Annotated in this window: 14 protein-coding genes; 10 read left to right on the plus strand and 4 right to left on the minus strand. The window is 68.5% G+C overall.

Annotated elements, in window-relative coordinates:
• The first annotated feature begins 104 nt into the window (after positions 1–104).
• Together AC1RRS_RS02240 and AC1RRS_RS02245 are read left to right on the plus strand one after the other, a co-directional pair.
• Complete coding sequence (locus tag AC1RRS_RS02240) at positions 105–1376, plus strand: cytochrome P450 (protein WP_487288043.1); 1272 nt, start codon at positions 105–107, stop codon at positions 1374–1376.
• Positions 1377–1512: 136 nt separating this feature from the next.
• The gene (locus AC1RRS_RS02245) at positions 1513–2433 is read left to right on the plus strand and encodes a hypothetical protein (protein ID WP_492853757.1); all 921 of its coding nucleotides are present in this window, start codon (positions 1513–1515) and stop codon (positions 2431–2433) included.
• Between the two features lie 657 nt (positions 2434–3090).
• Here AC1RRS_RS02245 and AC1RRS_RS02250 read toward each other — a convergent pair.
• Both AC1RRS_RS02250 and AC1RRS_RS02255 read right to left on the minus strand, forming a co-directional pair.
• Positions 3091–4008 carry a site-specific tyrosine recombinase XerD gene (locus tag AC1RRS_RS02250; RefSeq protein WP_492853758.1) on the minus strand — a complete coding sequence of 306 codons (918 nt, stop codon included), beginning with the start codon at positions 4006–4008 and terminating at the stop codon, positions 3091–3093.
• Positions 4005–5510 (minus strand): hypothetical protein, encoded by a 1506-nt coding sequence (locus AC1RRS_RS02255; protein WP_492853759.1) that lies wholly within the window; start codon positions 5508–5510, stop codon positions 4005–4007. Before AC1RRS_RS02255 ends, AC1RRS_RS02250 begins: the two co-directional genes overlap by 4 nt.
• Positions 5511–5737: 227 nt before the next feature.
• Between AC1RRS_RS02255 and AC1RRS_RS02260 the strand changes: the two genes are divergently transcribed.
• The 6 genes from AC1RRS_RS02260 to AC1RRS_RS02285 all read left to right on the plus strand — a co-directional run bounded on the left by AC1RRS_RS02260 (position 5738) and on the right by AC1RRS_RS02285 (position 13542).
• Complete coding sequence (locus AC1RRS_RS02260; RefSeq protein WP_492853760.1) at positions 5738–8167, plus strand: membrane-bound PQQ-dependent dehydrogenase, glucose/quinate/shikimate family; 2430 nt, start codon at positions 5738–5740, stop codon at positions 8165–8167.
• Positions 8164–9447: a carbohydrate porin gene (locus AC1RRS_RS02265; RefSeq protein ID WP_492853761.1), complete on the plus strand. Its 1284-nt coding sequence runs from the start codon at positions 8164–8166 to the stop codon at positions 9445–9447. The genes AC1RRS_RS02260 and AC1RRS_RS02265 overlap by 4 nt, the downstream gene beginning before the upstream one ends.
• A gap of 211 nt (positions 9448–9658) precedes the next feature.
• Complete coding sequence (locus AC1RRS_RS02270; RefSeq protein ID WP_492853762.1) at positions 9659–10267, plus strand: shikimate kinase; 609 nt, start codon at positions 9659–9661, stop codon at positions 10265–10267.
• The gene (gene aroB / locus AC1RRS_RS02275) at positions 10264–11379 is read left to right on the plus strand and encodes a 3-dehydroquinate synthase (protein ID WP_492853763.1); all 1116 of its coding nucleotides are present in this window, start codon (positions 10264–10266) and stop codon (positions 11377–11379) included. The genes AC1RRS_RS02270 and aroB overlap by 4 nt, the downstream gene beginning before the upstream one ends.
• Positions 11380–11542: 163 nt before the next feature.
• Complete coding sequence (locus AC1RRS_RS02280; protein WP_492853764.1) at positions 11543–13168, plus strand: sensor histidine kinase; 1626 nt, start codon at positions 11543–11545, stop codon at positions 13166–13168.
• 5 nt (positions 13169–13173) lie between these two features.
• The gene (locus tag AC1RRS_RS02285; RefSeq protein ID WP_101718306.1) at positions 13174–13542 is read left to right on the plus strand and encodes a response regulator; all 369 of its coding nucleotides are present in this window, start codon (positions 13174–13176) and stop codon (positions 13540–13542) included.
• A 117-nt stretch (positions 13543–13659) separates the two neighbouring features.
• On the opposite strand, the gene AC1RRS_RS02290 is transcribed toward AC1RRS_RS02285, so the two are convergent.
• Positions 13660–15681 (minus strand): alpha/beta hydrolase family protein, encoded by a 2022-nt coding sequence (locus AC1RRS_RS02290; RefSeq protein ID WP_492853765.1) that lies wholly within the window; start codon positions 15679–15681, stop codon positions 13660–13662.
• Positions 15682–16005: 324 nt separating this feature from the next.
• Between AC1RRS_RS02290 and AC1RRS_RS02295 the strand changes: the two genes are divergently transcribed.
• Entirely contained in the window at positions 16006–18999 is a 2994-nt protein-coding gene (locus AC1RRS_RS02295; RefSeq protein WP_492853766.1) for a TonB-dependent receptor domain-containing protein, read from the plus strand.
• 102 nt (positions 19000–19101) lie between these two features.
• Here the strand turns inward: AC1RRS_RS02295 and AC1RRS_RS02300 are convergent, their stop codons facing one another.
• Positions 19102–19674: a methylated-DNA--[protein]-cysteine S-methyltransferase gene (locus tag AC1RRS_RS02300; RefSeq protein WP_487288030.1), complete on the minus strand. Its 573-nt coding sequence runs from the start codon at positions 19672–19674 to the stop codon at positions 19102–19104.
• Positions 19675–19770: 96 nt separating this feature from the next.
• Between AC1RRS_RS02300 and AC1RRS_RS02305 the strand changes: the two genes are divergently transcribed.
• On the plus strand, positions 19771–21417 hold the full coding sequence (locus AC1RRS_RS02305; protein ID WP_492853767.1) for an amidohydrolase: 1647 nt from the start codon (positions 19771–19773) through the stop codon (positions 21415–21417).
• Positions 21418–21422 lie beyond the last annotated feature (5 nt).

A 21422-nucleotide genomic window follows, 5' to 3' on the forward strand; every position in this document is an offset into this window, starting at 1 on the left:
ATGGGATACAATTTCTGGAAGTGATGCGCCTGCCCCTCTCGTGGCGGGCGCGTCTCGGGGCCGCTTTTTTCAGAACAACCAAACCCGCCAAGCCGAGGTCAAAGATGGTCGATGTCGCAGCATCATCGTTCCTGGACGCCTACGACGCCGCGCAGCAGCCGCAGCAGAAACTGGGCCTCCTCTATCAGTGGATCGCCACCAAACCCTTGGCGCTGTTCAAGGAATTGCGAACCCGGCGGCCGATCCTGGTCACGCCCGGCGGGCCGACCCTCCTGGCGATGTTCGCCGACGTCGAGGAGGCCCTGACCCGGAACCTGCAGTTCACGGTCAAGCCCTACGCCCCCAAGATGGACCCGGCCGTCGGCCCGTTCATGCTGGCCCGCGACGGCACGGTCTACAACCAGCGCGACAAGAGCATCATGCGCGCCCTGATCCAGCAGGCCGACCTGCCCAGCGTGCGCCAGACCGTGGCCAAGATCGGCGCCAAGCTGATCGCCCAGGGCGCCTCGCCCGACGGCCGGCTGGAGCTGGTCTCGCAGGTCACCCGTCCCGGCCCGATCGCCCTGACCGGCCAGTACTTCGGATTTCCGGGGCCGGACCTGACGGCGATGCTGCGCTGGTCCTACGCCACCCAGAACGACATGTTCCACAACCTGACCGACGACCCCAAGGTGCATGCGGCCAACATCGCCGCCGGGGCCGAGATGCGGTCCTACCTGGAAGACTTCCTGCCCCGCCGCGCCAAGCAGGTGAAGGCCGATCCCAAGCTCGACGACGTCGTCTCCCGCATGCTGCGCCTGCAGACCCCGCCGCAGATCGGCTTCGACCAGGGCCGGATCCTGTCCAACACCATGGGCCTGCTGGTCGGCGGCATCGAGACCACCTCGGCCGCCATCGTCCAGGCGATCGACCAGCTGCTCGACCGGCCCGACCAGATGGTCGCCGCCAAGCGCGCGGCCCAGGCAAACGACGACGCCACCTTCGACGCCATCTTCTGGGAGGCCCTGCGCTTCAACCCGATGGCGCCGTTCGTGGTGCGCCTGCTGGTCGAGCCCTACACGATCGCAGCCGGCACCCCGCGCCAGACCACCCTGGCGGCCGGCACGGTGGTGTTCGCCAGCGTCGCCTCGGCGATGCACGACGGCACGGTGGTTCCCGATCCGGAAACCTTCAAGCCCGGCCGCCCGGCCTATCACTACCTGCACCTGGGCTTCGGCGAGCACCGCTGCCTCGGCGACCAGGTCAGCCTGATGCAGGCCCCCGAACTGGCCAAGCAGATCATCAAGGCCGGCTTCTGCAAACGCGCCGCCGGCGCTGCCGGCCATCTCGACTTCAAGGGCGGTCCGTTCCCGGAAAGCCTGGTGTTGACCAAGTAGGAGGATGCCGCGCCTTGCGATCCAAGGCATCGCAAGGCGCGGCCCGCCAAAGCCCCCGCCGGAGGCATCAACTTCAAGTTGCCAACCACCCTCTTAGCGGCATAGCTTCATGCTCGCGGGAACGGTCGGGGGATCAATGGACGCTTTTTGGCCAAAGGCCGAATGGGTGGCTGCGCATCGGCGCGCCGCCGTCGTCACTATCGTTCTGATCGTTCTGATGCTGGTGGCCAGTCGCCTCTATTTTACGTCTTTCACGAACGCCGCCTCGTCATGGGCCGAATTGATGAGAGACGTGCTCGACGGCTTTATATCCACCATTTGCGTCTCCGCCGTCGTCACCAGCTTTCTGTGGTGGCTTGGTCCAAGGGCCGATCGGATTCCTCCGGGCGGAGAATTGGCGCCGGCGGATATATCATCCGCACTCTCCATGGCCGCCGAAACCACTGAAACGTGGGAATACATCGGCCATACCGGGCGGTATTTCCGCTCGAGCATATTGCCCGCGCTACAGCGTAGAGGACGGACGCTGGGGGCGCCCGTAATGGCCCGCGTCGTCATTATCGATCCCACGAGCCGCACGTCGGGCGCCGCCTACTGCAGCTATAGACGCACTTCGCGTAGCGCCTCACTTACAAAAGAAGACTGGACCCCAGAAAAGCTTCAAATTGAGCTAATCGCCACAATTCTTTGCATCTTGGAAAGCAAAGATAAAAATCCACATGTAAATTTATTGCTCGGCATATCTACAGGTATATCCGTTTTCAGATACGACAAATCTGACAACGTAATTGTCGTTACTCAGGAAGATCCGCAACAGCCCGCTTTTTCGTACGCACGGGGATCCAGGTTCTACGATTACTACAAGCGAGAATGCGAACTTATATGGTCTCAGTCTCGAAAAATAGACATAGCTCAAATACCGACAGTTGATCTTGAAAAAAGTGATACGGTATATTTTGCGCTAAATCAGATTTTCGGAGATCGCTTTCATCGTATCGAGGCCTCAATCGACGGAGCGATCTCCAGCGCTCTACTGAAACAGCCCCCGTATGTCTGAAGATTTTTTTCGATCTCTAGATCATCATTTCGACGTCGATCGATCCTTGATCGCGGAAGTTTCGCAGCTAATAACCGCGGGCGCCGCTCTTACTGAACATCCGCTGGGCTTTTGGTATCACTACCTGCGAAAAGGCCAGAACGGCAGTTACGTGCGCCTTCATATATGGCCCCCACAGGGTAATGCCCCGAAGCAACCCGTGCCTCATACACATAGCAGCGATCTATGGTCCCTGGTATTAGCCGGATCACTCGCTGACCAAATTTGGCAAGTGGAAACGAGCTCGGCCAGCTCCCTTTGGCGAGTTGTCAGCGTGGAGTCAGAAGAAGACGGCCGAAGAGCCGGAAAATGGTCCGACGTTTGGGAGCTGTGGCCTATTGCAAGAAACATCCATTCCGCGCCGACGAGCTATCACGTGCCCAAGGGGCGCTTCCACAGTTCGGAAGTCGTTGGATTGGATGCTTGCGTCACTCTTGTACTGCGCGGTGAAAAGGAAAGCGCATCCAGCCTCGTGGCGGGAGGCCTGCCAATAGGGCCGCACCCCAACCGCCCAAGATCCCAACCGCCGCTGGCCAACCGCGGCGACCTAGCCAGGCAGATCTGCAACGCTTGGATAGGCCAAAGCCGCCGTATGGAAACCTTGCCCCAGCGCCCATCCTAACCCTTCCGCCCCAGCGGGTGCTTCGTCCGCACCACCTCGGCCAGGTGTTCGCCGGCGACGTGGGTGTAGATCTGGGTGGTGCCGATGTCGGCGTGGCCCAGCAGGGTCTGGATGACGCGCAGGTCGGCGCCGCCTTCCAGCAGGTGGGTGGCGAAGGCGTGGCGCAGTACGTGCGGGCTGACCTTCTCGCGGTCGATGCCGGCGGCGATGGCGGCGTCCTCCAGCAGTTGCGACACCCGCCGCGCCGTCAGCCGTCCGCCCTTGCCGCGCGAGGGAAAGAGCCAGGCGCTGGCCTTCTCACCCTTTGGCAGGAATTGCGGCCTTTCCTCCAAATAGGCCTTCACCGCCGTGCGGGCCGCGTCGTTCAGCGGGGCCAGCCGTTCCTTGCCGCCCTTGCCCTTGACCATCAGGAAGGCCGGGTCCCGCGCCAGGGCCGACAGCGGCAGGGCCAGCAGCTCCGATATCCGCAGACCCGAGGCGTAGAGCAGCTCGATGATGCAGGTCAGGCGCAGGCCCTGGGGCCCGTCCTTGGCCGAGGCGGCCGCCAGCAGGGCGTCGATCTCGGCCCGCGACAGCACCTTGGGCAGCGGCCGGCCGGCCTTGGGCGCGACCACCCGGCGGGAGGGATCATCGGCCCGCCAGCCCTCGCCCAGGGCGAAGCGATAGAACTGCCGCACGGCCGAACGCCGCCTGGCGGCGGTAGCCGGTGAAAGTCCGCGCGCGCCGAGGTCCTGGAAATAGGCCTCGATGGCCTCAGCCTCGGCGGCGTCCAGGTCGTTGTCCGTTCGCCCCAGGAAGCCCCGGGCGTCGGCCAGGTCCTTCTCGTAGGCGCGCAGGGTGTTGGCGGCGGCCGCGCGCTCGACGGCCATCATCTCCAGGAAGGCCTCGATCCAACCCTCTGCCTTGCCGCTCACTTCTTCTTCGCCGCCGGCTTGGCGGCCGGCTTGGGCGCAGCCGCCTTCGGCGGGGCCGGCGGCGCGGGCAGCAGGCCCTCGACGGCGATCGCCCGGGCGTCGGCGGCAAGGCCCGCCCGGTTCAGGGCCGAGACGATGCGGGCGCGGTCTCCCGCCGACGGTCCGGCCACGCCGGCTTCCGTCGCCACCGACAGGGCCAGCAGCGCGGCCTCGCCCTTGCGGCCGGCGGCGGCGGCGGCGTCGAGCAAAGCCAGGCGCGCGGCCGAAGCGGTGGATTTGCCGGCCTCGAAGCCGGCGAAGGTCGCGCGGTCCTCGGGGCTCAGCGCCCCGCCCAGGCCTTGCAGCACCACGGCGGCCGGCTGGGCCGGCGACTTAGGCCCGCCCGCCGCGCCCAGTTCCACCAGCCGATCCAGCGCCTGGTCGGTCGAACCGCCCGAGGCCGCGGCCAGGGCGGCGTCGAACAGGGCCAGGTCCTGCGGCCCGACGCTGGGGATGGCGTCGGCGGTCATGCCGCCGCGGATCGCCTGGGCGGTCTTGACGTCGCCGGCCGCCAGGGCCGCGCGCAGGAACAGCGCCTGGTCGATCGGTCCTCCGGCCCCAGCCGCAGCGGCGATCAGCGGCGCGGCGGCGCGGGCGGCGGCGGCGTAGTCGGCCCCCGGCCTGGCCGTGCGCAGGAACGCCCAGTCCGAGGCCTGCGCGGCAGCCACGTCGGTCGGGGCCGGCGCGATCACCGGGCGCAGGGCGGGCGAGGCCGTGGCGGCCGCCGCCGGCGTGCGGATCTCCAGCGCCAGGGTGGTCGACAGGGCGAAGTTGATCCCGCTGCTCAGGTCGCCCGCCCCCGTCGCCGGCGTCTTGGCCAGCAGGGCGGTCATCAGCCGGGCGTAGGCGGGATCCTTGCCCTGCTGCTGGGCGAGGTTGAAGGTCAGCTGGGCCTGGTCGAGCTGGCCCGCGCGCTGCTGGCAGAAGGCCCGCAGGCGCAACCAGTAGCCCGCCCCGCGATCGACGCTGAGAGCGTCGGCGATGGCGCAGGCCCGCTCGTCGTCGCCGCGGATCAGGTTGGCTTCGGCCGCGGCCATGGCCAGGGCGGCGTTCTGGTCGAGGCCCGGCGTGCGGTCCAGCACCTGCTTGGCGCCGGCCGCCTCGCCCAGGGCGACCAAAGCCAGAGCCCGCGCCCCGCCCATCGCCGGATCGTCGCCCACGCCCTTGGGCGCATGGGCCCCGGTCGCCAGCACCCGGCGGGCCAGTTCGGCGAAGGCCGGCGACAGCGGCTTGGCGGCGAGGGTCGGCAGGATCTGGCGCATCAGCTCCGGCGAGGCGTCCTTCCACAGGTCGCCCGGCAGCCCCGTCTCGGCGGCCGGCGTCGAGAACAGGTCCGGCGGCGCCAGGGTGGTCACGGCCACGGCCCCAGAAGCCGGCGGCGCCTCCTGGGCTTGGGCGGAAACTGCGGCGATCACCGACAGGGCGGCGGCGAGCAGGAGCGAGGAACGCGGGGAGAAAGCCATGCGCCCACTATGGCAAGGAAGCACGGCAGGCAGAAGACGGTCTGGCGGCTGGAAGGGGGCGCGGACGTAACCTTGGTCGTCCAGAAAGGCTTGCGAGCCGCCGAATTTGGGTCCAATTGCGGAAATGTACAGCTTACGTTGCGTGAGCTTGAGCCTTGGGGGGCTCCAACGTCCGGTCGGACGGGAGTGGTCGAGCAGCGCCGATCATCCGCAGGAGATCCCGCCGAATGCCCCTTTCTCCCCCCGATAATCGCCTCGCGCCCGTGGCCAGGCTGTGGCTGCTGCTGCTGGGCGCGGTCATCCTGGCCGCCGGACTGTTCTTCGTGGTCGGCGGCGGCAAGCTGCTGAGCCTGGGCGGCAGTCCCTACTTCCTGGTCGCGGGCCTGGCGCTGGTCGCGGCGGGCGTGCAGATCTGTCGGGCCAAGGCGAGCGGCGCCCTGCTGTTCGGCGCGGTTTTCGTTCTGACCGTGCTCTGGGCGGTCTGGGAGTCGGGCTTTGCGTTCTGGCCGCTGATCTCGCGCCTGCTGGCGCTCAGCGTCGGCGCGGCCGTGGTGGCCTTCTCCTATCCGCTGATGGCGCGGGCCAGCGGCAAGTCGCCGGCCCTGGTTCCGGCCCTGGCGCTCGGCGCGGTTCTGGCCGTGGGCTCGGCCGCCGGCTTCGCCAGCATGTTCTTCGCCCATCCCACCGTGGCCTTCGCCGGCGCGGCGGGCGGCCTCGTCCCGGTCGATCCGGCCAAGGCCCAGAAGAACTGGGAGGCCTACGGCAACACCCCCGGCGCCAGCCGCTTCGTGGCCCTGGGCGAGATCACCCGCGACAACGTCAAGGACCTGAAGGTCGCCTGGACCTACCGCACCGGCGATGTGGCGGTCAGCGACGGCAACGGCGCCGAGGACCAGGACACCCCGCTGCAGGTCGGCGACACCGTCTACATCTGCACCCCGCACAACAACGTCATCGCGCTGGACGCCGACACCGGCCGCGAGAAGTGGAAGACGATCGTCGACGCCCACGCCTCGGTGTGGATGCGCTGCCGGGGCCTGGCCTATTTCGACGCCGGCGCGCCGCTGGCCCAGCCCACCGTCTCCGGCGCCACGCCGATCCTGGCCGCGAGCGTGCCCGAAGGCGCGCCCTGCCGCCGCCGCATCCTGATGAACACCATCAACGCCGTGCTGATGGCCTTCGACGCCGACACCGGCAAGGCCTGCGAAGGCTTCGGAACCGGCGGCCGCGTCGACCTCAAGGCCGGCCTCGGCGATGCGCCCGACCCGCAATATCAGCTGACCGCCGCCCCCACCCTGGCCGGGACCACGATCGTGGTCGGCGGCCGCATCGCCGACAACGTCCAGGTCGATATGCCCGGCGGCGTGGTGCGCGGCTTCGACGTCATCACCGGCGCCCTGCGCTGGGCCTTCGATCCGGGCGATCCGTCGGTCACCAAGGACCCGCCGGCCGGCAAGACCTACGCCCGCTCGACGCCCAACGTCTGGTCGTCGATGTCGTACGACGCCGCCTCCAACACCGTGTTCATGCCGGTGGGCAGCGCCTCGGTCGACCTCTATGGCGTCACCCGCAGCGCGCTCGACCACCGCTACGGCGCCTCGATGCTGGCGCTCGACGCCACCACGGGCCGCGAGAAGTGGGTGTTCCAGACCGTCCACAACGACCTGTGGGACTTCGACGTGCCGATGCAGCCCAGCTTCATCGACTTCCCCAAGGCCGGCGGCGGCAACGTCCCCGCCCTGGTCTTCGGCACCAAGGCCGGCCAGCTCTATGTGCTCGACCGCGCCACCGGCAAGCCGCTGACCAAGGTCGAGAACGTCCCGGTCAAGGCCGCCAACATCCCCGGCGAGCCCTACGCCCTCACCCAGCCCAAGTCGGTCGGCATGCCGCAGATCGGGTCCCAGACCCTGAAGGAAGCCGACATGTGGGGCGCCACGCCCTTCGACCAGCTGCTGTGCCGCATCGCCTTCAAGGGCATGCGCTACGAGGGGCTCTACACCGCCCCCGGTACGGACAAGTCGCTGAGCTTCCCCGGCTCGCTGGGCGGCATGAACTGGGGCGGGCTGTCGACCGACCCGACCACCAACACCATCTTCGTCAACGACATGCGCCTGGGCCTCTGGGTGGAGATGACGCCGCAGGCCGCCAAGGCCACGGCCGCCGCCGGCGGCGAGGCGGTCAACACCGGCATGGGCGCCGTCCCCCTGAAGGGCACGCCCTATTCGGTGAACAAGAACCGCTTCCTGTCGGTGCTGGGCATCCCCTGCCAGGCCCCGCCCTACGGCACCATGACCGCCATCGACATGAAGACCCAGAAGATCAAGTGGCAGGTGCCGGTCGGCACGGTGCGCGACACCGGTCCGCTGGGGATCAAGATGGGCCTGCCCATGCCGATCGGCCTGCCCACCCTGGGCGGCAGCCTGGCCACCCAGGGCGGCCTCGTCTTCTTCGCCGGCACGCAGGACTACTATCTGCGGGCCTTCAGCTCGGCGACGGGCAAGGAAGTGTGGAAGGCCCGCCTGCCGGTCGGCAGCCAGGGCGGCCCGATGAGCTACCGCTCGCCCAAGACCGGCAAGCAGTACGTCGTCATCACCGCCGGCGGCGCCCGCCAGTCGCCCGACCGCGGCGACTACGTCATCGCCTACGCCCTGAAATGAGCGGGCGTCTCGAACGGCTTAGCGCCGCCGCCGGTCTGGCGGCGGCGCTCCTCGCCTCGTCGGCTCTCGTCTCGTCCGCCCTCGTCTCGTCGGCTCAGGCCGAAGAGCGCACGACCCTGACCGGCGACTGGGGCGGCGTCCGCACCGACCTCGCCGAAGACGGGATCGCCTTCCGGGGCGACTACGTCTCGGAGACCTTCAGCGCCATCGACGGCGGCCTGCGGCGCGGCGGCGGCTACACCCAGCAGATCCGCGTCGGCGCCGACTTCGACCTGGAGAAGCTGTCGGGCTGGTCGGGCGCCATCGCCCACCTGACCTTCAACGACCGGCGCGGCAAGGGCGTGTCGTCCGACGTGGTCGGCAACCGCCTGCCGATCCAGGAAGCCTATGGCGGCCAGTATTCGCGGCTGACCGAGCTTTCCATCGAACAGAAGCTGGACGGCGGGCGGCTGAACCTGCGGGCCGGCTATTTCGCCATGGGCAACGACCTGGGCGGCATGGCCATTGGCTGCAACCTGGTCAACGCCGCCTTCTGCGCCCACCCGCTGTCGATGTCGGGCGACAGCGGCTGGTACAACTACCCCAACGCCCGCTGGGGCCTGGCCGTGCGCTACGCCGTGCGACCGAACCTGCTGGTGCGCACCGGCGCCTACCAGGTGAACCCGTCGCTGAACGACAAGGCCAACGCCTACAAGCCGTTCGCCTCGGGCTCGACCGGGGTGATGCTGCCGCTGGAGGTCGAGTACGACCGCGGCGCGGGCGGGGGGAAGTCCGGCCACTACAAGCTCGGCGCCTATTACGACAGCTCGCGCGTCACGCGGCAGGGCGAGACCGGCAAGGTGAAGGGCCGCTACGGCGTCTACCTGCTGGCCGACCAGATGGTCTGGCGCCAAGGGAGCGGCGGCCGGGGCCTGTCGCTGTTCGGCCAGGTCACGCTCAATCCCAAGGCCTCGGCCCCGATCACCCGCTGGTACGAGGCGGGCTTCGTCCAGACCGGAACCTTCCCAGGCCGCGACGCCGACACCCTCGCGCTGGGCGTGGTGCACGCAGAGCTCAATCCGCGCCTGAGGCAGGCCTATGCGGACGCCTCGCCGACCCTGGTCGACTACGCCTCGCTGCCGGCCGGCGAGACCGCGATCGAGCTCAGCTACGGCTGGCAGGCGACCCGCTGGCTGATCGTGCGCCCCGACGTGCAGTACATCATCGACCCCGGCGCCTTCAGCTATCGCGACACGCCCAACGCCCTGGCGGTGGGGGCGCAGATCAAGGCGCAGTTCTGAGGGGCGGCGTCCCCAAAGGGGGGAAGCGGGTTTTGATCCCCTCTCTCATGGAGAGAGGGGTGTCGCGCCGGGCATCCGACAAGAGCGTCGGGCGGCGAAAACCACCCGCCCATCCAGCCTCCCCTGCCGCAAAACTAACGCCCGCCCCAGGAATAAGCGGAACCCGGGGCGTGGCGGCGGCGGCCCGGGTCGTGTATCGGGGGGATCGACCATGACCGCCGACCTCGCCCCGCCGCGCTATCCAGAGCTCCGTGACCAGACCATCGTGCTGGTCGGATTGATGGGCGTGGGCAAGTCCAGCGTCGGCCGCCGCCTGGCCCAGACCCTCGACCTGCCGTTCCGCGACGCCGACAACGAGGTCGAGCGCGCCGCCGGTCGCGGCATTCCCGAGATCTTCGCCGAGATGGGCGAGGCCGCCTTCCGCGACGGCGAGCGGCGGGTGATCGCCCGCCTGCTCGAGGATCCGCCCCACGTGCTGGCCACCGGCGGCGGGGCCTTCGTCAACGCCGAGACCCGCGCCCTGATCAAGGACAAGGCCATCGCCGTCTGGCTGAAGGCCGATCTCGAACTTCTGGCCCGCCGCGTCGGCCGCAAGGACGGCCGGCCGCTGCTGAAGAACCGCGACCCGATGGACGTGCTGCGCGAACAGGCGACCACCCGCTATCCCGCCTATGGCGAGGCCCACCTGACCGTCGAGACCGGCGACACGCCCCACATGGTGGCCGTCGAGGCCGTCATCGCCGCCCTGCAGGGCCGCCTCGCCGCAGCTTCCGCCAGCGATGCTCCCGCTGGCGACGCTTCTGAAAGAGTACAGCCGTGATCCGCACCGTTCCCGTGGGCCTGGGCGATCGCGCCTATGACGTCGTCATCGGCACGGGCCTGATCGACAAGGCCGGCGAGTACGTCCTGCCGTTCCTGTCCAAGCGCAAGCGCTGCGCCGTGGTCACCGACGCCAATGTCGGCGAGCACCATGTCGAGCGGCTGTCGGTGTCGCTGGAGAAGGCGGGCGCCGCGGTCGACGTCATCGTCCTGCCGCCGGGCGAGGAGACCAAGAGCTTCGAGGGCCTTGCCCACCTGTCGGACCAGCTGCTGGCCCTGGCGCTGGACCGCGGCGACATGATCGTGGCCTTCGGCGGCGGCGTGATCGGCGACCTCGCCGGCTTCGCGGCGGCGATCTACAAGCGCGGCGTCGACTTCATCCAGATCCCGACCACCCTGCTGGCCCAGGTCGACAGCTCGGTCGGCGGCAAGACCGCCATCGACACCCCGCGCGGCAAGAACCTGATCGGCGCCTTCCACCAGCCGCGCCTGGTTTTGGCCGACCTCGACGTCCTGGCCACCCTGCCCGCCCGCGAGCTGGCCTGCGGCTATGCCGAGGTGGTCAAGTACGGCCTACTGGGCGACTTCCCGTTCTTCGAGTGGCTGGAAAAGCACGTCCACGCCGTGCTCGAGCGCGACACCGAGGCCCTGGTCCGGGCCGTCGGCCGCAGCGTCGAGATGAAGGCCGAGATCGTCGCCGAGGACGAGAAGGAGGCCGGTCGCCGCGCCCTGCTGAACCTCGGCCACACCTTCGGTCACGCCATCGAGGCCGAGATGGGCTTCGGCGACGCGCTCAAGCACGGCGAGGCCGTCGGCGTCGGCATGGCCCAGGCCTTCCGCTTCTCGGCCTCGCAAGGCCTGTGCTCGACCCAGGACGCCGTTCGCGCCGAGGCCGCCATCAAGGCCGCCGGCCTGCCGACCAGGCTGTCGGACGTGCGCGCGGAACCTTTCAACGCCGACGCCCTGATCGCCCACATGGGCCAGGACAAGAAGGCCGAGGGCGGCGCCCTGACCTTCGTGCTGGTCCGCGCCATCGGTGATGCGTTCGTCGCAAAGGGCGTCGATCCGGCCCCGCTGCGCGCCTTCCTGGTGGCCGAGGGCGCGGCCGGCTGACCGACTGGTCCGGTTTCGTCCACAGTCCCCGCTTCGGCGCCCCCTTGGCGCCGCATCCGCACAATGGTCAAGCTTTCTGCCGACGGACCGGAACCGGTCCGCATCCGGTGCGTTGACGACGACGCACCGCTTTGTCGGCGTGGGGTCTAGGGGGAGCCCAGGGGTGACCGTTTTGGAGGCTGACGCACGCGCCGCGACCGAGGAGATCTTCGATCTCCGCCGGCGCTTGGCCGAGGCCCAGCAAGCTCATGCCGAGGAAGTGCGTCGCAACCAGGCCTTCAGCCGGATCGCGGCGGCCATCGGCGCGCACCAGAGCCTGGGCGAGACCGTCCAGGCGGTGATCGACGGCGGCGTCGAGCTGATCGGCGCCCAGTTCGGAGCCTTTTTCTACACCGTCGCCGATGAGACGGGCGAAAACTACATGCTCTACGCCCTGGCCGGCGCCCCGCCCCAGGCCTTCGCCCACTTTCCCATGGTGCGCAAGACGGCGGTCTTCGCCCCCACCTTCGACGGCGTCGGGGTGGTTCGCGCCGACGACATCACCGTCGATCCGCGCTACGGCCTGAACGCGCCTCTCCAGGGCATGCCCGAGGGCCACCTGCCGGTGCGCAGCTATCTGGCCGCGCCGGTCAAGACGGTCGACGGCCTGGTGCTGGGCGGGCTGCTCTTCGGCCACCGCGAGCCGGGCCGCTTCGACGCCCGGGCCGAGACGGTGATCGTGGGCCTCGCCGCCCAGGCCGCCGTCGCCATCGAATGGAACCGCGCCGGCGAGGCCGGCGACCGCGAACTCACCCAACGCCGACGCGCCGAAGAGCGTCTGAAGTTCGCCCTCGATTCGGGTCGGCTGGGCTCGTGGGAGCTCGACGTCGAGACCCGCGCCTACGACGCCTCCGACATCTGCAAGTCGAACTATGGCCGCACCTCCGAAGAGGACTTCGGCTTCGACGACCTGGTGGCGACCATCCACGCCAGCGACCGCGACCGCATGCTGGCGGCGATGGACGAGGCCATCCGCACCGGCGGCGAATACGACATCGAGTACCGCGTGGTGGTCCCCAACGGCGAGACCCGCTGGGTGCACGCCCGCGGCCGCGCCGCCGTGCGGGACGAACCCCTGATCGGCGGCGGCGTGCGGCGCATGGCCGGGGTGTCGCTGGACGTCACCGAGCGCAAGCGCGCCGAGGAGCGCCAGCGCCTGCTGCTCAACGAGCTGAACCATCGCGTCAAGAACACCCTGGTCACCGTCCAGTCGATGGCCGCCCAGACCCTGCGCGCCGCCAGCGATCTGAACGCTTTCCGCGAGGCCTTCGAGGCCCGGCTGATCGCCCTCTCCCAGACCCACAACCTGCTGACCGAGCAGAACTGGGAAAGCGCCAGCCTGCGCGAGATCGTCGACGCCGAGCTGGAAGCCTTCGGCGGCCGCGAACGGCTGGACTTCGACTATGTTCGCGACCTGCGGCTCAATCCCAAGGCCGCCGTGGCCGTCGGCATGGCCGTGCACGAGCTGGCCACCAACGCCGCCAAGTACGGGGCCCTGTCGACGCCCGGCGGCCGGGTGAGCATCGCCTGGTCGACCGAGCCGGCCTCGCCCGAGACCTCCGCCCGCCTGCGCCTGCGCTGGACCGAAAGCGGCGGCCCGCCCGTCCCGCCGCCGACCCGTCGCGGGTTCGGCGTCCGCCTTCTCGAGAAGGGCCTCGCCGGCGAGTTGTCCGGCGTGGTCCGTCTCGCCTATGATCAATCTGGCCTGGTCTGCGCGATGACGCTGCCCTTGGCCGCCCTGGAGCCGTGAAACAGATGAAGACCCTCGCCGCCCTGAAGGTTCTGGTGGTCGAAGACGAGGCCCTCGTCTCGATGCTGGTCGAGGACATGCTCGGCGATCTCGGCTGCGAGGTCGTCGGTCCCGCCGCCGAGATCGAGGAGGCCCTGCGCCTGGCCGGCTCGGCCGAGATCGACGCGGCCCTGCTCGACGTCAATCTGGGCGGCCGCCCGATCTTCCCGGTCGCCGACGCCCTGAAGGCGCGCGGCGTGCCCTTCGCCTTCGCCAGCGGCTACGGCGAGGCCGGCCTGACCGAGCCGCACAAGGGCTCGGCGGTGCTGCAGAAGCCGTTCCGTGAGGCCGACCTGCGCCGCGTGCTGGAAGGCCTGGCCGCCCAGGTGGTCTGACCCCTCCACGTTTCCAGACAAGAAAACGCCCGCGCGATGCGATCGCGCGGGCGTTCTCGTTTCCGGCTGGCGGCGGAAGGGCGAGCGGCTTGACGCCGCCCGCCCGAGCCGGCTCGCCTACAGGCCGCCGGCGCAGCCCTTGGCGAAGTAGTCGTCGATGATCCGCAGCTGGTCGGCCATGATCTTGCGGGTCCAGGCCCGGCCGTGATCGTAGTCGTCGAACACGTGGTACTCGACCACCTGGCCCGACTTCTTGGCCTTGTTGACGAACCATTCCGACTGCTCGATCGGCACCGTCCGGTCGCGCTCGCCGTGATAGACCATGATCGGGATCTTGATCTGGTCGGCGAAGTCCACCGGGCTGACGCCCTTCACGGTCGGCCCTTGGGCGTCCATGAAGTAGGGGTTGGTGTAGAAGTCCTTCCAGATGCGGCGGATGTCCGACACCCCGGCGCCGGCGATGGCGCACTTGTAGAGGCCGTTCGGGCGCACGGCGGCGTCCATCGAGGCGTAGCCGCCGTAGGAGAAGCCGAACATGGCGATGTGGCCGGGCTGGGCGATCTTCTGCTCGATCAGCCACTTGGCGCCGTCGTCCTTGTCGTCCTGCATCTTCTGACCCCACTCGGCGTCGCCGGCCTTCCACAGGCGGCGGCTCCAGCCGTCCGAGCCGCGATACTGCGGCTGCAGCACGGCCATGCAGCGCGAGGCCATCAGCGGCGTCCACATCGAGCCGTCGAAGCCCATGTGGTCGCGCGCCCACGGACCGCCGTGCGGGTGGACGACGGTGCGATACGGCGCCGGGCCGCACAGCTCGGGGTTCGGCAGGGTCAGGAAGGCCGGGATGTCGAGACCGTCGCGGGCCTTGTAGTAGACCAGCTTGCGGGTGCCCAGGGCGGCCGGGTCGATGTCCGGATAGGCCTTGGACAGAAGCTGCAGCTCACCATCCTTGAACAGGTAGTAGGACGGCGGCGTCGTCGCGCCGGCCACCGACAGGATCACCGTCTTCAGGTCGGGCGAGTAGTCGATGATGCGATAGTACTTGTCGGAGAAGTACTTGGTTTCCGCGCTCTTGCCGGTCTCCACGTCGACGAAGGTGGTCGGCGTCGGGGTGATGTTCAGCGCCTGGCGCAGGGCGGCGTCGAGGGCCTTGAGGTCCGGATCGACCCAGACCACGTCGCCGCCGACCGGGCCGTCATAGCTCAGCCCGACGATCTCGCCGAAGCGCGGCCCGGCGTAGCGGAACACCCGCGGCGCGTTGGCCTCGAAATAGGGATGCTTGAACAGCACCTCGCCCATCTGGCGCTTGGCGATGTCGTATTCATAGATCACGGCCTTGTCCTGGCCGACGTTGCTGAGCACCAGGGCGACGTTCGGATCCTTGGTGAAGCCGACGATGCTGGTGACGTCGCGGTCCTTCACATAGGTGCGGAAGTGCTCCACCCAGCCGCCGTCAGCGGTGCGCAGTTCGGTCGTCGTGTAGGCGCCCTTGCCGTCGACGTCGCCGCGGACCCGGCCGCGCAGCTTGCCGTCCAGATCGGTGAAGTAGCCCGAGACGTTGTCGGCGGTACGCTGGATGCGCTCGGAACGCCCGTTCTTCACGTTCACCTTGAACACGTCGCCGCGCTTGGTGCCCACCTGCGAGACGACCAGGACGTGGTCGGGATCGTTGGGCAGGCTGTCCAGCACCTGCGGCCCGAAGCGCTTGATCAGCACGGCCATCGCCTGGCTGCCGCCGTCGTCCTGGTACATCGGCTCGCGCCAGTTCTTGCCGTCGACATCGACGAAGAACAGCTTCTCGGCGAACGTCTTGGTCACGCCGCCGCCGAGCAGGTCGTCGTACGGGTTCCACAGGCTGACGGCCAGCAGGTCGTTCTTGATGAACTGGACCGACTGAATCTTCATCTGCTTGGACGCCAGGACCTTTGGCGCCTTCTTCAGATCGGCGGCTTCCCACACCAGTATGACGCGATCTTCGCCCTGGCCTCGCAGACCGGCGATATACTTCCCGTCGGGGGAAAGTGAGAAACTCGACACCGCCGGATATGCGGCGAGCTGCTCGACCGTGGGAGGTTTCGGCGCCGCAATCGCCGTAGTCGCTCCGAAAACGGCCATGGCCGCCAGCACCAGACTTCTAAGCATAAACTTTCAATCCCCAACCCCTGGAGGGCGCCCCATGCCCGCATAGGTGCATGACGCGCCGCGCAATCTTGGCAAGCTGCCACCGCATTCAGAGGGCGACAAGGGCGACTTCGTGCACGGAAAGGGGGAAAATTTTCGCGTTCACTGCCTCATTGTGCCATTTGAGCAACCATCGTACCGCGTCATTTTCCATTCGCGTCGAAATTGCGTCAAAAGTGTTGCGACCGAGTGTCGGCCCGCTACTGTCCGCCGGGGCTGCGCCTTATGCGTGCGGCGGTCGCGGACCCTGAGGGGCGTCAGCGACAGGTACTTTTGGGGACTCGAATGATTGATAAGACGATGAAGACCGCGCTGTGTGCGGGGTCTGCTCTCGGCGTTATGCTGAGCATGGCCGCCATGGCGGCTCCGGCCTTCGCGCAAGACAAGGCCAAGACCGACGCTAACGAAGTCGAAGAACTCGTTGTCGTTGGTTCGCGCATCCGTCGCGACACCTTCAACTCGCCCTCGCCGGTCCAAGTGATCACCCGCGAGGAATCGACCCTGGCCGGCTTCGCCTCGACGACCGAGGCCCTGCAAGGCACCGCCGTCACCGGCGGTTCGGCTCAGATCAACAACGCCTTCGGCGGCTACGTCACCAACGGCGGCCCGGGCGCCAACACCCTGTCGCTGCGCGGCCTGGGCGCCTCGCGCACCCTGATCCTGCTGAACGGCCGCCGCGTCGCTCCGGCCGGCTCGCGCGGTTCGGTCGGCTCGGCCGACCTGAACGTGCTGCCCAGCGCCATGATCGACCGCGTCGAAATCCTGAAGGACGGCGCTTCGTCGATCTACGGTTCTGACGCCGTCGCCGGCGTGGTGAACATCATCACCAAGCAGAACGCCCAGGGCATCACGGTCGAGAACCAGTACAACAAGACCGCTCACGGCGGCGGCAACACCAACCGCCTGTCGGTCGTCGCCGGCGCCACGGGCGACCGCTGGACCCTGTCGGGCTCGCTGGAATACCTCGAGCGCAGCGACCTCACCCTCGCCGACCGCGACTGGACCCGCTGCAACACCGACAGCTTCATCAACCGCGCCTCGGGCGGCTCGCTCGACTTCGTCGACCCGCTGACCAAGTCGCCGAAGTGCTACCCGATCACCACGACCGGCTCGAACGGCGTGACGATCAACACCCTCGGCACCACCTCGACCACGGGCGTCGGCGCCGCCGGCTCGGTCGGCACCACGTTCAACCGCTGGCGTCCGAACTCGGCCGTCACCACCGGCCTGGTCGGCTGGGAAGGCGTTGGCGGCGGTTCGAACAACCTGAACGTCCGCGACACCTTCGATCCGCGCACGCTGAAGCGCTCGCTGATCTCGCCGGTGAAGATCTACACCGCCTTCGGTCAAGGCGCTTACGACCTGCAGGCCCTCGGCAACGCCGAAGTCTACTTCGAAGTGCTGGCCAACCAGCGTCGTTCGCAACAGACCGGCTACCGCCAGCTGTCGCTCGACTACGCCAAGGGCAGCCCGCTCATCCCGTCGAATCTGGCCTTCAGCACGTTCCTCGCCGCTGGCGGCAGCACGATGACCAACGGCCAGGCCACGGGCGTGCGCGCCTTCATCGGCTTCGGCAACGACGTCAGCAGCCAGGTCGTGAAGTTCGAAAAGGCCACCGGCGGCATCCGCGGCGACCTGACCTTCCTGCCGAACTGGCGCTATGACTTCTCGGCCAGCTACTCGAACTCGGACTCGACCTACACCCAGCAGTCGTGGCTGACCGACCGTCTGGCCGCGTCCATGGACGTCGTGGTGGCTCCGGCCGGCACGCCCGCCCAGTTCGTCCGCAACGGCTACACCTGCCGCGTCAACACCACGAACTCGGCCGCCGGCTGCGTTCCCGGTCCGGCTCTGACCAGCGACACCGTCGGTGGCAAGCTGCCGCAGGACTGGATCGACTACACCTTCCAGAAGGTGACCGGTAAGACGAACTACAACGAAGCCGTCGCCACCGTGAACTTCGACGGCCCGGTGTTCAAGCTGCCGGCCGGTGAAGTGAAGGCCTCGGTCGGCGCCGAAATCCGCCGCAACGAGATCGACGACACTCCGGACATCAACAGCCAGACCGGCAACCTCTACAACCTGACCTCGTCGACGATCACCCGCGGCGACGACCAGGTCTGGGAAGTGTTCGGCGAAGTCGAAGTCCCGCTGCTGGCCAACCAGCCGTTCGTCAAGGACCTGACCCTGAACCTGTCGGGCCGTCACACCGACTACAAGTCGTACGGCTCGGATCAGACCTACAAGGTCGGCGGCGTCTACACGCCGGTTGGCTGGCTGTCGTTCCGCGGCACCTACGGCACCTCGTTCCGCGCTCCGGCGCTGTTCGAACAGTACCAAGGCGCCACCAGCGGCTTCCTGTCGAACACCATCGACCCCTGCGACAACTACGGCGCCCAGGACATCACCTCGCAGCGCTACAAGAACTGTAACGCCGAACTCAACAACACCGCCTACACCTCGACCCAAAGCGTCAAGGTGCTGACGGCCGGCGGCGCCGATCAGGGCCTCGAGGCTGAAACCTCGAAGAACTACACCGGCGGCATCATCCTGCAGCCCGAACTGCCCTCGGGCTGGGGCAGCCTGTCGGTGGCCATCGACTACTACAACATCAAGATCAACAACGGTGTCGCCCGCTTCGGCGCCAGCAACATCCTGCAGGCCTGCTACGACGACCCGCAGTTCCGTTCGGGCGGCGGCTTCTGCCGCTTCGTCGACACGCGCGCCGTGGGCACCAACGCCCTGACGGTGCACGACAGCTACACCAACATCGCGATCCAGGTCGTGAAGGGTTGGGACTACAACTTCCGCTACAAGCGTGACATCGGCGAGGGCCGTCTGACCCTGAACGCCCAGGTCACCCAGTACCTGTCGCAGGCCTCCAAGCTGTTCAGCGACGACGAGATGGACGAGTACAACGGCACCGTTAACTCGCCGGAATACACGGGCACCTTCGACGCCACCTACGCCTGGAAGTCCTACAAGTTCCGCTACGGTCTGGAATGGATCGCTGCTCAGGAAAGCTACGCCTACCTGGGCGTGAACAAGCAGACCACCCAGTACGACTTCGATGTGCCGGATTACTTCCTGCACAGCCTGTCGGTCCAGTACACCTCCAAGAACGAGTGGGAAGCCACCTTCGGCGTCCGCAACCTGATGGACAAGGACCCGCCGGTCATCTCGTCGGGCTACTACAACCGGGTTGGCAACTCCCCGCTGTACAGCGGCTACGACTACATCGGCCGTCAGTTCTTCCTGAACGTGTCGAAGAGCTTCTAATCCTCACGGAATAGAATGAGCTATCGGGCGGCGGATCCTCGGATCCGCCGCCTTTTTATTTGGAGCGAAGTGAAATCGATCGTCGGCGATGGGCCGGCGCGCTCAGCGCCCCTTGGGCGGGGCCACCGAGAACTCCAGGTCGAACAGGGTCGGCACGTCGTTGACGCGGGCCCGCTCGATGGTCAGCAGCCGGGCCTTGGTCTCGGCCCCGCCGTCGGCGCTGAAGCCGCCCATCCGGCCGTCGGCGCCCAGCACCCGGTGGCAGGGCACCACGATCGGCCAGGGGTTCTCGCCCAGGGCCTTGCCCACCGCCCGCATCGCCCCCGGCTCACCCATGGCCTTGGCCACCTGGCCGTAGGTCGAGGTCTCGCCGGGCCGGATGGCGCGGGCGATCTCGTAGACCCGGCGGTTGAAGGGCTGCACGACGGTGAGGTCCAGCGACACGTCGGCCAGGTCGTCGCGACCTCCGGCCAGCAGGTCGATGATGCGGTCGGCGACGAGGTCGATCTCGGGCGGCGGCGCGGTTTCGGCGGCGTCGGGATAGCGCTTGCGCAGCCGCGCCCAGGTCGCGCCGGGGCCGGCCTCGGGCAGTTGCACGCCGATCAGCCCGCCCGCCGCCCACGCCAGGCCGCAACGGCCAATCGCCGTCTCGAAAAGCATGAAGCCCTGTCCCATGGCGACAGATTAACACCGCTGTTGCAGGTTGCGAGCCGGGCCTTCTACCTTTCCACGCTCACGCTCTTCTCCCCGCCCCGGTTCCGGAGATCGCCCTTGCGCCTCGCCCCGCTCGCCGCCGCCCTGCTCCTCGCCGCCGGTCCCGCCTTCGCCCAGGCAGCCTTCGCCGGCGACATCCTGGTGCACGGCGGACCGATCCACACCGGGGTCGCCGCCGCGCCCACCGCCGAGGCGGTGCTCATCCGCGACCGGACCATCGCCTTCGTCGGCCCGCTGGCCGCCGCCCGCGCCAAGGCCGCCCCCGGCGCCCGCGATATCGACCTCAAGGGCGCCGCCGCCTATCCCGGCTTCGTCGACGCCCACGCCCACCTCACCGGCATCGGCCTGCGCGAGCTGACCCTCAACCTCGACCAGACCGACTCCGTCGAGGCCCTGGTCGCCGCCGTCCGCGCCTACGCCCAGGCCCATCCGGGCGATGCGCCCATCTACGGCCGCGGCTGGATCGAAACCCACTGGCCGGAAAAGCGCTTCCCCGCCCGCGCCGACCTCGATCGCGCCGCCCCCGGCCGCATCGTCGTGCTGGGCCGGGCCGACGGCCACGCCGTGGTCGCCTCCAGCGCCGCCCTGGCCAAGGCCGGCGTCACCCGCGACACCGCCGCCCCGGCCGGCGGCCAGATCCTCAAGGACGAGACTGGCGAGCCCACCGGCATGCTGGTCGACCACGCCCAGGCCCTGGTCGAAGGCGTCATCCCGCCGCCCTCCCCGGCCCTCAAGCGCCAGGCGCTGGAGACCGCCGGCAGGCTCTACGCCAGCCGCGGCTGGACCGGCCTGGGCAATATGAGCGTCGACGCCGAGGACCTGGACATCCTGCGCCAGCTGGCCGCCGAGGGCCGCTTTTCCCTGCGCGTCGACAACTACATGGACCCGTCCGGCGCCGCCGAGGTGCTGAAGACCGGTCCCAGCGCCGACCCCACCGGCCTGATCCGCCTGCGCGGGATCAAGCTCTACATGGACGGCGCCCTGGGTTCGCGCGGCGCGGCCCTGCTGGCGCCCTACAGCGACGCCGAGGGCCAGGGGCTTATCCTCACCGAGCACGACCAGGGCCTGGCCCTGATGCGACGAGCCAAGGCCGTGAACGCCCAGGTCGCCATGCACGCCATCGGCGATCGCGGCAACCGCATGGTGCTGGACTGGTTCGGCGAGGTGCTGGGGTCGGACGCCGACCGCCGCTGGCGCATCGAGCACGCCCAGGTGGTCGACGCCGCCGACCTGCCGCGCTTTTCCAGGCTGGGGATCATCGCCTCGATGCAGCCCAGCCACGCCATCGGCGACCTCTATTTCGCCCCCGCCCGCCTGGGCAAGGACCGGCTGAAGGGCGCCTATGCCTGGGCCGACATGCTCAAGAGCGGCGCGGTCGTCGCCGCAGGATCCGACGCGCCCGTCGAGGTCGGCGACCCGCGCATCGAGTTCTACGCCGCCGTCTATCGCCACAGCCTCTCGGGCTTCGCGGGCGCCGACTGGCACCTGGAAGAAGCCGTCAGCCGCGACCAGGCCCTGCGCATGCTGACCTGGGCGCCCGCCTACGCCGCCTTCGCCGAGCAGCAGCGCGGCGTGCTGGAGGCCGGCAAGGCCGCCGACCTCACCGTCTTCGACCGCGACCTGATGGCCATCGCCCCGGCCGACATCCTCAAGGCGCAGGCCCTGCTGACCATCGTCGACGGCAAGGTGGCGTTCGAGAAATAGGCCGC

It is taken from the genome of Caulobacter sp. GW821-FHT12A07 (assembly GCF_058807655.1).